At 64.3% G+C, this 12026-nt stretch carries 16 protein-coding genes; 9 read left to right on the top strand and 7 right to left on the bottom strand.

Features of this window, described 5'->3' with window-relative positions; all coding sequences use genetic code 11:
- Positions 1-73: 73 nt before the first annotated feature.
- Positions 74-1090 carry a polyprenyl synthetase family protein gene (locus tag NLY44_RS32230; protein WP_023806759.1) on the bottom strand — a complete coding sequence of 339 codons (1017 nt, stop codon included), beginning with the start codon at positions 1088-1090 and terminating at the stop codon, positions 74-76.
- A 221-nt stretch (positions 1091-1311) separates the two neighbouring features.
- Between NLY44_RS32230 and NLY44_RS32225 the strand changes: the two genes are divergently transcribed.
- The 7 genes from NLY44_RS32225 (at position 1312) to NLY44_RS32195 (ending at position 5585) form a co-directional block, all read left to right on the top strand.
- Positions 1312-1536, top strand: coding sequence for a putative signal transducing protein (locus NLY44_RS32225; RefSeq protein WP_023692106.1), 225 nt, complete (start codon positions 1312-1314; stop codon positions 1534-1536).
- Positions 1536-2330 carry a tRNA1(Val) (adenine(37)-N6)-methyltransferase gene (locus NLY44_RS32220; protein WP_023806760.1) on the top strand — a complete coding sequence of 265 codons (795 nt, stop codon included), beginning with the start codon at positions 1536-1538 and terminating at the stop codon, positions 2328-2330. The genes NLY44_RS32225 and NLY44_RS32220 overlap by 1 nt, the downstream gene beginning before the upstream one ends.
- A gap of 120 nt (positions 2331-2450) precedes the next feature.
- Positions 2451-3308, top strand: coding sequence for a S49 family peptidase (locus tag NLY44_RS32215; RefSeq protein ID WP_023668474.1), 858 nt, complete (start codon positions 2451-2453; stop codon positions 3306-3308).
- A 72-nt stretch (positions 3309-3380) separates the two neighbouring features.
- Complete coding sequence (locus NLY44_RS32210; protein WP_023668475.1) at positions 3381-3566, top strand: membrane protein; 186 nt, start codon at positions 3381-3383, stop codon at positions 3564-3566.
- A gap of 26 nt (positions 3567-3592) precedes the next feature.
- Positions 3593-4486 (top strand): 4-(cytidine 5'-diphospho)-2-C-methyl-D-erythritol kinase, encoded by an 894-nt coding sequence (locus NLY44_RS32205; protein WP_023806761.1) that lies wholly within the window; start codon positions 3593-3595, stop codon positions 4484-4486.
- The gene (gene moaB / locus NLY44_RS32200) at positions 4473-5027 is read left to right on the top strand and encodes a molybdenum cofactor biosynthesis protein B (RefSeq protein ID WP_023692108.1); all 555 of its coding nucleotides are present in this window, start codon (positions 4473-4475) and stop codon (positions 5025-5027) included. The genes NLY44_RS32205 and moaB overlap by 14 nt, the downstream gene beginning before the upstream one ends.
- Positions 5028-5153: 126 nt before the next feature.
- Positions 5154-5585 (top strand): GFA family protein, encoded by a 432-nt coding sequence (locus NLY44_RS32195; protein ID WP_023806762.1) that lies wholly within the window; start codon positions 5154-5156, stop codon positions 5583-5585.
- Here the strand turns inward: NLY44_RS32195 and NLY44_RS32190 are convergent.
- Together NLY44_RS32190 and NLY44_RS32185 are read right to left on the bottom strand one after the other, a co-directional pair.
- On the bottom strand, positions 5575-6549 hold the full coding sequence (locus NLY44_RS32190; RefSeq protein WP_023806763.1) for a hypothetical protein: 975 nt from the start codon (positions 6547-6549) through the stop codon (positions 5575-5577). The two genes, NLY44_RS32195 and NLY44_RS32190, sit on opposite strands and share 11 nt — an antisense overlap.
- A 252-nt stretch (positions 6550-6801) precedes the next feature.
- A complete protein-coding gene (locus NLY44_RS32185; protein WP_023687105.1) occupies positions 6802-7305 on the bottom strand; it encodes a glycosyltransferase in 504 nt (167 codons plus the stop codon).
- A 150-nt stretch (positions 7306-7455) separates the two neighbouring features.
- Between NLY44_RS32185 and NLY44_RS32180 the strand changes: the two genes are divergently transcribed.
- Both NLY44_RS32180 and rnhB read left to right on the top strand, forming a co-directional pair.
- On the top strand, positions 7456-8610 hold the full coding sequence (locus NLY44_RS32180; protein ID WP_023684378.1) for a PA0069 family radical SAM protein: 1155 nt from the start codon (positions 7456-7458) through the stop codon (positions 8608-8610).
- A 154-nt stretch (positions 8611-8764) separates the two neighbouring features.
- Positions 8765-9463 (top strand): ribonuclease HII, encoded by a 699-nt coding sequence (gene rnhB, locus NLY44_RS32175; RefSeq protein ID WP_023726390.1) that lies wholly within the window; start codon positions 8765-8767, stop codon positions 9461-9463.
- 253 nt (positions 9464-9716) lie between these two features.
- On the opposite strand, the gene NLY44_RS32170 is transcribed toward rnhB, so the two are convergent.
- From NLY44_RS32170 to NLY44_RS32155, 4 genes are all read right to left on the bottom strand, one after another.
- Complete coding sequence (locus NLY44_RS32170) at positions 9717-10208, bottom strand: F0F1 ATP synthase subunit B (protein ID WP_023668483.1); 492 nt, start codon at positions 10206-10208, stop codon at positions 9717-9719.
- A 10-nt stretch (positions 10209-10218) separates the two neighbouring features.
- Positions 10219-10818, bottom strand: coding sequence for a F0F1 ATP synthase subunit B (locus NLY44_RS32165; RefSeq protein WP_023684380.1), 600 nt, complete (start codon positions 10816-10818; stop codon positions 10219-10221).
- Between the two features lie 92 nt (positions 10819-10910).
- Complete coding sequence (locus NLY44_RS32160) at positions 10911-11135, bottom strand: F0F1 ATP synthase subunit C (protein WP_006206606.1); 225 nt, start codon at positions 11133-11135, stop codon at positions 10911-10913.
- 68 nt (positions 11136-11203) lie between these two features.
- The gene (locus NLY44_RS32155) at positions 11204-11962 is read right to left on the bottom strand and encodes a F0F1 ATP synthase subunit A (RefSeq protein ID WP_023745505.1); all 759 of its coding nucleotides are present in this window, start codon (positions 11960-11962) and stop codon (positions 11204-11206) included.
- Between the last annotated feature and the right edge of the window lie 64 nt (positions 11963-12026).

Genomic DNA, 12026 nt, shown 5'->3' with positions numbered 1-12026 from the left:
TTGCACTGCTGCCGATTGTCGAGCGGTGATTGCCCGATTTTGCGTGCAAACTTGCTTTGGCGCCAGGCGCGGGTCAGTTCACCCGGCTGATGCAGAAGTCGATGACGTCGATCAGCGCCGATTTCTGCGGCGTCGCCTCCAGCGGCGCCAGCGCGTCGCGGGCGATCTCGCCGAAATGGCGGGCCCGTCCGATGGTGTCGGCAATGGCGCCATGGCGGGTCATCAGGCCGATCGCCTTTTCCAGGCCGGCATCGTCGGTGACATTGTCCTCGATGGCGCGCTTCCAGAAGGTGCGCTCGGCCTTGGTGCCGCGCCGGTAGGCGAGGATGACCGGCAGCGTAACCTTGCCTTCGCGGAAATCGTCGCCGACATTCTTGCCCAGCTCCTGGCTGGAGCCGCCATAATCCAGCGCATCGTCGATGAGCTGGAAGGCAAGGCCGAGATTCATGCCGTAGGAGCGCAATGCGGCGCGATCGTTGCGCGTCGCCGATGCGATGACCGGGCCGACCTCGGCGGCAGCCGAGAACAGCGCCGCGGTCTTGGCCTTGATGACGGCGAAATGCTCGTCCTCGGTGGTATCGAGGTTCTTGGCGGCCGCCAGCTGCATCACCTCGCCCTCGGCGATGATCGAGGCGGCGCTGGACAGGATGTCGAGCGCTTCCAGCGAACCGACATCGACCATCATGCGAAAAGCCTGGCCGAGCAGGAAATCGCCGACCAGCACGCTCGCCTGGTTGCCCCAGATCATGCGGGCAGTCTTTTTGCCGCGCCGCATGCCGCTCTCGTCGACGACGTCGTCATGGAGCAGCGTGGCGGTGTGCATGAACTCGACCGCGGTGGCGAGCTTGACGTGGCCCTCGCCGGAATAGCCGAACATCTGGGCCGCCGCGAGCGTCAGCATGGGACGCAGCCTTTTGCCGCCCGACGAGATCAGATGATCGGCGACCTCCGGGATCATCTCGACGTCGGAGCCGGCCTTGGACAGGATCAGTTTGTTGACGCGCCCCATATCGGCTGCTGTCAGGTCGATGAGATCCTTGATGGAGGCGGGTTCCCGCTTCCCGTTTTCGATGTTGAGAACGACACCCACCAACAAACACTCCCGTCTTTGATCACGCGTGCGACGGCACCCTGGTCCCGCCTGGGACTCTAGGGCGGCACATACGGGCACGGCAAGAGGCGAATTGGCGCGGCTGCGGTGACGGCGTGTCAACCTTAGCGACCGCATGCCGTTGCCCGAAAACCGCTCCACACTTTTCGGCGCCATGCTCCAGCGTTTACATCAACGCTGCAACCTGCGAACTTCGTCCGATGATAGAACTCGTGCGCACCAACGATGCCGTGATCATCTCCTTTGTCGAATCGCTGATGCGCGATGCCGGGATTGCCTGCTTCGTCGCCGACCAGAACATGAGCATTCTCGAAGGGTCGATCGGTCTTTTGCAGAAGCGCGTCATGGTCGATGCCGACCAGGCCGATCAGGCGCGGCGCATCTTGAAAGACGCCGGCATCGAGAACGAAATCCGCCAGACATAATGGCTGAAGCGAGCGCGCTTACCAGCGATACGCCGGCCCATACGGTCGATGCCTTCCATCGCGGCCGCTTCTGGCTGGTCCAGCCCAGGACAGGGCATCGCGCCGGGATGGATGCCATGATGCTGGCGGCAGCAGTTCCATCCGGCTTTGCTGGACGCCTCGCCGATTTCGGCGCCGGCGCCGGTGCGGCGGGTCTTGCCGTGCTGTCGCGCTGCCCAGAGGCGCAGGTCGTGCTCGTCGAACGGTCGACCGAGATGGCAGGCTTCGCCACAACCACGCTCGCCCATCCCGGCAATGCGCATCTCGGCAATCGCGCCTCGGTGCTGACCGCCGACGTCACGCTGTCGGGCCGGGCGCGGACGCAAGCCGGCCTTGCCGACAATTCCTTCGATTTCGTCATCATGAACCCGCCCTTCAACGCGGCGCAGGACCGCGCCACGCCAGATCCGCTGCGGCGGCAAGCGCATGTCATGGACGACGGGCTGTTCGAGAGCTGGATCCGAAGTGCGGCTGCCGTCGCCAAGCCGCGCGGCGGCCTGGCCGTCATCGCACGGCCGGAACAGCTTGGCGACCTCCTCGATGCCCTGTCGGGCCGCTTCGGCGACGCCGAGATGCTGGCGGTGCATCCGCGCCCGGAAGCAGCCGCAATCCGCATTGTCGTCAGGGCAGCGCTCGGCGCGCGCGGCAAGCTGTCGATCCGCCCGCCTTTGATGCTGCATGGGCAAACGGGCGACGGCCCGTCGGAACGAACCGAGATGATCAACAACGGACTGGCGTCGCTGTTCGGCGATTGATTTGGGCCCGTCAGTGTCGTTGCCGCAAAACCGGCACACAGTTGGCTGAGATGGATTGCAGCATTGCCGTTGACCGGCAAATCCCTACATGCGTTGAAGCCATTTGGAGACAGCCACCTCGTGAAACGCCTTTTCAACCGCCTGCTGCCGAAATCCTGGCGATCCAGCGTCGTCACCATTCCCGTCATCAGGCTGCATGGCACCATCATGGCCGGCGGCGGCCCGTTCCGGCCGAGCCTGTCCTTGGCGTCCACTGCCGCCCTCATCGAAAAGGCGTTCCTGTTCGATGCGCCCGCCGTCGCCATTTCAATCAATTCGCCTGGCGGCTCGCCGGTGCAGTCGCGGCTGATCTTCAAGCGCATCCGCGACCTCGCGGTCGAGAAGAACAAGAAGGTGCTGGTCTTCGTCGAGGATGTGGCGGCCTCGGGCGGCTACATGATCGCGGTCGCCGGCGACGAGATCTTTGCCGATCCGTCCTCCATCGTCGGTTCGATTGGTGTCGTCTCGGCCTCGTTTGGTTTTCCCGAGTTGATGAAGAAGATCGGTGTCGAGCGCCGTGTCCACACCGCCGGCCAGAACAAGGCGGTGCTCGACCCGTTCAAGCCGGAGAAGAGGGAAGACGTCGAGCGCCTGAAGGCGCTGCAGCTGGAAGTGCACGAGACCTTCATCGACCTGGTCAGGGAACGCCGTGGCACCAAGCTGAAGGACGATCCGGACCTGTTCACCGGCCTGTTCTGGACCGGCAAGAAAGGGCTGGAGCTTGGCCTCGTCGATGCGTTGAGCGACATGCGCACGGTACTGAAAACCCGCTTCGGCGCGAAAACCCAGCTCAGGCTGGTCACCGCGCCGCGTGGCCTGTTTGGCCGCATCGGCCTGTTCGGCTCGAACTTTTCAGCGCCCGATATTGCCGCCGCCGCCGCAAGCGGCGTGATCGATGCGGCGGAAGAGCGCGCATTGTGGGCTCGCTTCGGGCTTTGAAAAAGCAGGGAAAGCGTCTAGCATGAGGGCTTGACAGTCTGCCTTGCCGCCTTGCGAGGGAGGAGCTTTGAAATGCCACAGATCATTTTCTTCGCAGTTGTCGGCGCAGCCGCTTATTTCGGCTACCGCACCTTCGTCCGCGAGGCCGAACGTGTGACCGCCAAGGTGCGGCGCACCGAAAAGCAGGCAGCCAACGGCACCAACGGCACGCTGGTCCAGGATCCCAAGACCGGCGAATACCGCCTGGCCAAGGACTGAGCATCATCCCGTCAGCAGCCGACAGTTTGGATGCCGCAGCCCGGACGTGGCTTGCGCCCGCCAAGATAAATCTGGCGCTGCACGTCAGCGGCAGGCGCGCCGACGGGTATCATCTGCTCGAGAGCCTGGTCGTTTTCACCCGCTTCGGCGACAGGGTCGAGATCGAGCCTGCCGACGCCGACCGGTTCTCCGTATCGGGCCGTTACGCGACTTCCGTGCCGATCGACGACAGCAATCTGGTGGTGAAGGCGCGCGAGGCGCTGCGCAGGCAGGCCGGCCAGCAGAGCACGCCGCCGGTTGCCATCCGGCTGGAAAAGAACCTGCCGGTCGCATCCGGGGTCGGCGGCGGCTCGAGCGACGCGGCGGCGGTATTGCAGGGTCTTGTCCGGACCTGGGGGCTCGACATCGGCGAGGCCGAACTGAGCCGGATCGGTCTCACGCTCGGCGCCGACGTGCCGATGTGTCTTGCGGCAAAACCGCTGGTTGCGCGTGGCGTCGGCGACGAGCTGTCGCTGGTGCCGGATTTTCCGGCGCTCGCTTTGGTGCTGGTCAATCCCGGCGTCGCCGTCTCGACGCCCGATGTGTTCAATGCACTTGAAAAACGCGACAATGAAGGACTGCCGCCGCTGCCGCGTGCATTTGACTTCCACAGTGTCCGCAATTGGCTGGAGATCACCCGCAACGATCTTGAGGAACCGGCGCAAGCAATACAGCCGCCCATCGGCAGAGCGCTTTCCCTGCTGAACAGGGCCGGATCTGGATTCTCGCGCATGTCGGGATCCGGCGCGACATGCTTCGGGCTGTTCGAGACCGGCAATGTCGCCAAGCGCGCCGCCGCCGAGATTCGCAGCCGCGAACCGGAGTGGTTTGTCGCCGCGACACGAAGCATCGCTTCGGAGGGGGCCGATGGCCAAAATTGACGAGAGCCGGCCGTTCATTCCGGTGCGCATCGCGGTGCTGACGGTGTCCGATACGCGCAGCCTTGCCGACGACAAATCCGGCCAGACGCTGGCTGATCGCATCGCCGAGGCCGGCCATGTCCTGGCCGCGCGCGACATCGTCACCGACGACCGGGAGAAAATCCGCGACAAGGTGCTGGGCTGGTCGCGCGACGAAGACATCGATGTCGTCATCACCACCGGCGGCACCGGTTTTACCGGCCGCGACGTGACGCCGGAGGCGCTGGAGCCGATCTTCGAGAAGCGCATGGATGGCTTTTCCGAAGTGTTCCACCGCATTTCCTACGACAAGATCGGCACCTCGACAGTGCAGAGTCGGGCGACGGGCGGCGTCGTCAACGCGACCTTCGTCTTCGTGCTGCCGGGCTCGCCCGGCGCCTGCAGGGACGCCTGGGACGGCATCCTGAAACCGCAGCTCGACTACCGCCACATGCCCTGCAACTTCGTCGAGATCATGCCGCGCCTGGACGAGCATTTGCGGCGCGGCAAGGCCGCCTCGTAAACCAAGGCAAAGTGCCGGCCAAGTGCTGCCTTTGTCAGGCAGAATGGCGGCTGCGCCTTCGAGAGGTCATTTCCTCCGGGTCGTCGGGCGGATAGTCTGTCGCCAAGTCAAGACGGAAGAGATCCAATGAGCGCGCACCGCGGCGGCTGCCATTGCGGCAACATCCACCTGACGTTCGAAACGGGAATGGAGCCGGCCGAGATGGAGATCCGCGCCTGCCAGTGCGCCTTCTGCGTCCGGCATGGCTCACGCGCCGCCGCCGATCCGCAGGGCCGATTGATCGTCTCGGTCGAGGACGAGGCGCGGCTGCACCGATACCGGTTCGGATTGCGCACCGCCGATTATCTCATCTGCCGGGACTGCGGCGTCTATGTCGCTGCTGTGACCACCGACGGCGAACCGAGAGCGATCGTCATCGTCAATGCGCTGGATGACCGGCCGCGGTTCAACCGCGAGCCGGTCCCAATGGACTATGATGCCGAGAACAAAGAGGGTCGCATTGCCCGGCGGCAAGCGCGCTGGATGCCGGTCGAGATCCGCTCCGGCGTCAGCGGATGACCGGCTCGCCGTGGAAGCGGCGGCGCGAGGGCGGCGAGACGCCGAAGCCGACCTCCATCATCAGCCGTGGCGTGGTGGACGGCACGGTGCCCATGTGGAAGCCGAACGGGTCCTCGACGAAGCCGAGGCCGGCCTCGCCGGTCAGCGTGACCGGGCTGTCGTCGCCATAGACCTTGAGCACGTCTTGCGCCGGATGGCCGACCAGCAGCGTCAGCTGGTGCTTGAGGCTGCGCCTGTTGTGGCTGGCTTTGACATAGACATGCGGGCCGGTGCCGGCATCGCAGGGCTTGAGATAGAAGAAGAATTTCAGCATCCGCCAGTCGTCGAGATCGAAATGATATTTGCCGAGCGAGGCAAGGTTCTTGTCGGCGTCGGAAGCCTCGCCGGTCGGAAAGCTCCACCAGACACGCGTGGTGATCAGCTTTGCCTGCCCGCCCAGATAGTGCTGGGCGATGTCGAGCAGCAGCGGGTCGTTCTGGATGGCGAGTGCCGCCTTGCAGCCGAGGATGCGCTCGAAATAGTGTCCGCTGAGCAAAGAGCGGCCGAACCGCTTCTCGGCTTCTGCGTGTTCTCCGGGCATGAATTCGAGCCGGCGGTCGAAATTGCCGAAGCACGGCGTGCTCTGAGCAAAGCTGGCGATCTCTTCGTGGATTGCCTGCGGAAGGACCAGTCCGGAGAACAGGCCATCGGTGCGCAGCGCCGCGACGATCGACTTGAGGTCGACGCCCCTGAACATCGTCGCTCCGGCACTCTGCGCGGGGCGCGCGGCTTTGGCGCCAAGCCAGTGCAGCTTGCGCGCCGGCATGGTGCGGGCAAGCACGAACATCGGCAGCCATGCGGGATTTTCGCGCAGGTCGGACAGATAGGTCGGGATACGCACCGCAATGCGGCGGAGCAGGCTGCCGTTGCGGGCAATGGCTTCCAGACTGGGGGCGCCGGATTTGTCAGGGGACGAAAGGTTCATCGGGGTCCTCAGATATGAACGGCAGCAACGACGACGCGGCGCTTGCTTACCGCTCCGGCACTACCCAAACCCCGATATCCCGCATCAACGGAATGCTAATCCCGCGTCAGCTTTTGTGCAATGCACAATAGCTTTTTGCGGCGAAAAAGAGGGATGGTGCTGCGACCGTGCCAATGCGGATGAGACGCCGACGCTGCTCCTCATCCGCCCTTCGGGCACCCTTCTCCCTGGGAACGGGAAAAGGGAGAAACATCACTTCTTCGGCGCCAGCCAGATTTCGGCGTCGAGCCGCCTGGTGGCGAGACCGCGCGCAAGGGCTTCGGCGCTGTGCGCGTTCTTCGACAGGGCAGCGGCCTGGCGCTTGCTGATGACCAGCCCTTCGGCCAGCGCCCGGTTGCCCGAAAACACCCGTGACAGGAACGGCGTGCGGCTGCCGCGCGCACGGCAAAAGCGCGCCGGCATGGTTTGCCGCGCCGTGTGAGCGACAACGTCGTCGATCCAGCCCTCCGCCAGCCTTGCGCCGGGTTCCAGAAACAGCAGCCAGTCACCCTTCGCCTGCCTGATTCCCGCGGCAATGCCGCCGGCCACGAAGTGGCAGCCGGCATGATCGGCAACCCGATGCGTCTGGTCGGTCGAGCCGGTGTCGCAGACGATGACATCGCGCACCACGCCCTCGACCGCGCCGCCGATCAACGAGGCGAGCGTGCGGGCAAGGCCTTCTTCGTCATCCCGGGTTTCGATGAGAACGCTGAGCATTTTTAGCCGAATAGCGGAAAGCCCGGCGCAGCGCCAGTTTTGCATGGCCCAACGAAAAAGTTCTTGCTTTGTTCTCATCAGCGAAATAGGATTATTTTCATGAACAGAGCGATTCGACAGCCAGCCGACAGTCCTTGGGAAAGGGCCAAAATGGAACATATCGTGCGTGCGGACATTGCTGCTTTCGGAGCAGGGCGAGCCGAGATGGCCAATGCGATGATCGAACAGAGCGGCATGCGCGTCCGTCCGGATCGCAACCGCGGCCGTTCCGCGGGCATCAACCCGTCCGGCCGGTTCGAGCCGGTCAGCCGGCATGTGTTCGACGACGGCTGGAATTCGCTGGAGGAATTGCCGCCGTTCAAGACCGAAGTGCAGGTCGAGAAGCCGCGCACCATCATCACCCGCAACGAATCGCCCGACATTTCCTTCGACCGCTCGATCAACCCCTATCGCGGCTGCGAGCATGGCTGCGTCTATTGTTTCGCCCGGCCGACGCATTCCTTCATGGGCCTGTCGCCGGGGCTGGATTTCGAAGCGAAGCTGTTTGCCAAGCCGGATGCGGCGCGGCTGCTCGACAAGGAACTGTCGAAGGATGGCTATCAGCCGCGCACCATCGCGATCGGCACCAACACCGATCCCTACCAGCCGATCGAGAAACAATACCGGATCATGCGCGAGATCCTCGAAGTGCTGGAGGCGCGCGGCCATCCGGTCGGCATCGTCACCAAATCCCATCTGGTGACGCGCGACATCGACATCTTGTCGCGCATGGCCGAACGGGGCTTGGCCAAGGTGGCGCTGTCGGTGACAACGATGGACCGCATGCTGGCGCGCACCATGGAGCCACGCGCGTCGACGCCGACCAAGCGGCTTGAGGCGATCCGGCAGCTTTCCGATGCCGGCATCCCGGCCTCTGTCATGGTGGCGCCGATCATTCCCGGCCTGACCGACCAGGAGATGGAGCGCATCCTCGATTCGGCACGCGCCGCAGGCGCCCGCGAGGCCGGCTATGTCATCCTGCGCCTGCCGCTCGAGGTGGCGCCGATCTTCAAGGACTGGCTGCTGCGCCATTATCCCGACCGCTACCGGCACGTGATGTCGCTGATCCGTTCGATGCGCGACGGCAAGGACTATGATTCGGAATGGGGCAAGCGGATGAAAGGCGCCGGCCCCTATGCCTGGCAGATCGGCCGGCGCTTCGAGATCACGGCCAAGCGGCTCGGCCTCAACGCCGAGCGGCGCACGCTCCGAACCGACCAGTTTGTCGCCGCCGCCAAGGCGACCGAGCAGCTGATGCTGCTCTGAGAGTAGCGCTTGCCCTGCCCTCGTGGCTGTCAGGCGACCCAAGAATCCCGTCCGGCCTGTCCCCCGGCCTGCAGACGGTGCCCTCCCGGTCTTGCCCCACTCGACCCTGGAGGGACTTGCGGAGAATCGGAGCCGATGCGAACCTCGCCGCAACATGGCTCGCGCACGTTCCGATTCTCCGCTTCTTTTCGAAATCGTCGAAAAGCCCGATTTCTCCTTCGAGACGAAGGCGATGGCCGAAGGCCTGTGGCCGGTGGCAGGCATGGACGAGGCCGGCCGCGGTCCGCTGGCGGGGCCGGTGGTGGCGGCGGCCGTGATCCTCGATCCCGCCAACATTCCCGACGGGCTCGACGATTCCAAACGGCTCAACCATTTGCAGCGCGAGGCGCTGTTCCTGAAAATCCTGGGGTCAGCGCTCGGCGTGTCGATGGCCTCGGTCAGCGCCGAAGGCATTGACGGCAGCAACATCCTCAAGGCCAGCCTGGAAGCCATGCGCCGCGCCCTTGCCGGCCTGCCGATCCAGGCGAAGCTGGCGCTGGCCGATGGCCGCGATGTGCCGCCGGGCCTCCTCTGCGAAGGCCGCGCGCTGATCAAGGGCGACCAGCGCTCGCAATCGATCGCCGCCGCCTCGATCGTCGCCAAGGTGATGCGCGACCGCATGATGTGCGGCTGCGGCAGCCATCACGAGCGCTACGGGTTCGAGGTCCATATGGGCTACGCCACCGTGCGGCACCGCACCGCGATCGAAGCGCATGGGCCGGTGGCAAGGCTGCACCGGGCATCATTCGCGCCGTTCAGGCTGGGTGGGGTTGAGGTGGTGGAAGAAGAAGGGTTTGTCGGGTTGGACAGCTAATCTCCCCCCTTGAGGGGGAGATGGCCGGCAGGCCAGAGGGGGTCGCGCGCGTGAAGTGCTAGCCCTTCTTGGTCGCAGAAAGAGCGTCGCGCCTGGTCGAACGGACCCCCTCTGTCGCCTTTGGCGACATCCCCCCTCGAGGGCCCTCGAGGGGGAGATCAGGCGCACCACCGCCTTCGCCAATCTCCGTCGCCGCTCAACAAAAAAGCCGCCAGGTTGCCCGGGCGGCTTGATGTCAGCGAGTTAACCCCGCTCAGTTCAGCCTGGCCTTCACGTCCTGCAGCGCGGACTTGAACAGGTCGGCGCCGGCCTTGGCGTCGATCTTGCCGGCAAGCAGCGTGCGGGCCGCCTCGACGGCGATGTCGACGGCGCTGGCGCGTACTTCGGCGACGGCTTCGCGCTCGGCCTGGCCGATCTTCTGCTCGGCAAGCGCAGTGCGACGGGTGACATAGTCTTCGGTCTTCTTGTGCGCCTCGGCGGCAAGCATGTCGGCCTCGCGCTTGGCGGCAGCGACGATGGCTGCGGCCTCCTGCTCGGCTTCCTTGCGCTTCTTCTGGTATTGGCCGAGCAGTTGCTGGGCCTCTTCGCGCAACCGGCGGGCTTCCGCAAGCTCGTCGCTGATCTTGGTCGCACGGGCGTCGAGCGACTTGGCGATCAGGCCTGGCACCTTGATGTAAACGGCAACGCCGAGGAAAATGACGAGGGCAACCGTTGCCCAAAGCGTTGCGAGAGATGTGGCGTCCATGATGTGCTCCTCACCGGGCCACGGATTTGACCGCAGCCGAGATCTCGGCCTTGCTCGTCTTGCCGCCGACAAGCGCATCGACGATGGCTGAAGCGGTGTCCTCGGCAATCGTGCCGACTTCCTTCATGGCGTTGGCCTTGATGGAAGCAATGCTGGCCTCGGCCTCGCCGAGCTTCTTGTCGAGGGCGGCCTCGACCTTCTTGCGGGCAGCCTCGGCTTCAGCCTTGGCAGCGTCGTTGGCCTGCTGGCCGATCGCGTTGGCCTTGGCCTTGGCTTCCGCCAGTTCCTGCTCGTAAGCGGCAACGGCGGCGTCGGCCTCGCCCTTCAGCTTGGCGGCCTGGTCGAGGTCCTGCGTGATGCGATCGCTGCGGACGTCGATGATGCCGCCAAGGCGCGGCATCACCACCTTCTTCAGGAACAAATAGAACAGCCCGAACGTGATCGCCAGCCACAGAAGCTGGGACGGAAACGTCGCCGGATCGAATGGCGGGAACGTGCCGTGCGCCTCGGCAGGCACGCCGGTGCCGGAATGCGTGTCGCCTTCCGTACCGGTGTGGGCGCCTTCAGCGGCGGGTGCGGACTCTTGCGCAAACGCAGATGTCACGAACATGGACTATCCCCTCATATCAGGCATGGCCGCAGGAATGCGGCCAGCCAATTCTTCCCAATGCTCGTCCGACCGATAATTGGCCGAACAGGGGCTCAGCCGAACAGGGCGAGAAGCGCGATGAGAAGCGAGAAAATGCCCAGAGCTTCGGTCACGGCGAAGCCGAAAATCAGGCGGCCGAACTGGCCATCGGCGGCCGACGGATTGCGCAGGGCGCCCGCCAGGTAGCTGCCGAAGATGTTGCCGAGGCCAATGCCCGCGCCGCCCATGCCCAGGCAAGCGATACCGGCGCCGATGTACTTTGCTGCTTCTGCGTCCATTTTAAACTCCTTTGGATCTGTAATTCCGTTGCAATTCCATCCGGCGAAAGATGCCGGAAATTCTAAGGTCAGTGCCCGGGATGCAGGGCGTCGTTCAGATACATGCAGGTCAGCACCGCAAAGACGTAGGCCTGCAGGAAAGCGACCAGCAATTCCAGCGCGGTCAGCGCGACTGCCATGGCCAGCGGCAACACCGAACCGGCAACGCCGACGGCGCCGAGCGCGCTCAGGCTGACGACGAAGCCCGAAAACACCTTCAGGGTGATGTGGCCGGCCAGCATGTTGGCGAACAGACGAACCGAGAGGCTGACCGGGCGCGACACGAAGGAGATCACCTCGATCAGCACCACCAGCGGTAACAGGAACACCGGAACGCCGTGCGGCACGAAGAGCTTGAGGAAGCCCAGACCGTGCTTCGTGAAGCCGTAGACAACGACGGTTCCGATCACCAGGGCTGCGAGGCCGAAGGTGACGATGATGTGGCTGGTGACGGTGAAGAAGTAAGGGAAAAGGCCAAGCAGGTTGGCGACCAGCACGAACATGAACAGCGAGAACACGAAGGGGAAGAACTTCATGCCCTGCGTTCCGGCGGCGTCGCGCAGCATGTTGGAGACGAACTCATAGCCCATTTCCGAAACCGACTGCAGGCGCCCGGGAACAAGGCTGCGGCTGGAGGTCGAGAGGTACAGAAACGCCGATGCGACGAGCACGGTCGCGACCATGAACAGAGCCGAATTGGTGAAGGACAGGTCATAGCCGCCGATATTGATCGGAATCAGCTTGACGATATGGAACTGGTGGATCGGATCGACCTTGTCAGCAGCCATTTACATCCCCGTCAAAACCGCGAGCGGCCTTAAGTGTCCTTGTGCGCCATTGGCGGCGCGCCAT

Source organism: Mesorhizobium sp. C089B (assembly GCF_030323125.1).
In the GTDB taxonomy this organism is placed as follows: domain Bacteria; phylum Pseudomonadota; class Alphaproteobacteria; order Rhizobiales; family Rhizobiaceae; genus Mesorhizobium.
This window is presented reverse-complemented; position numbering and strand designations above follow the sequence as displayed.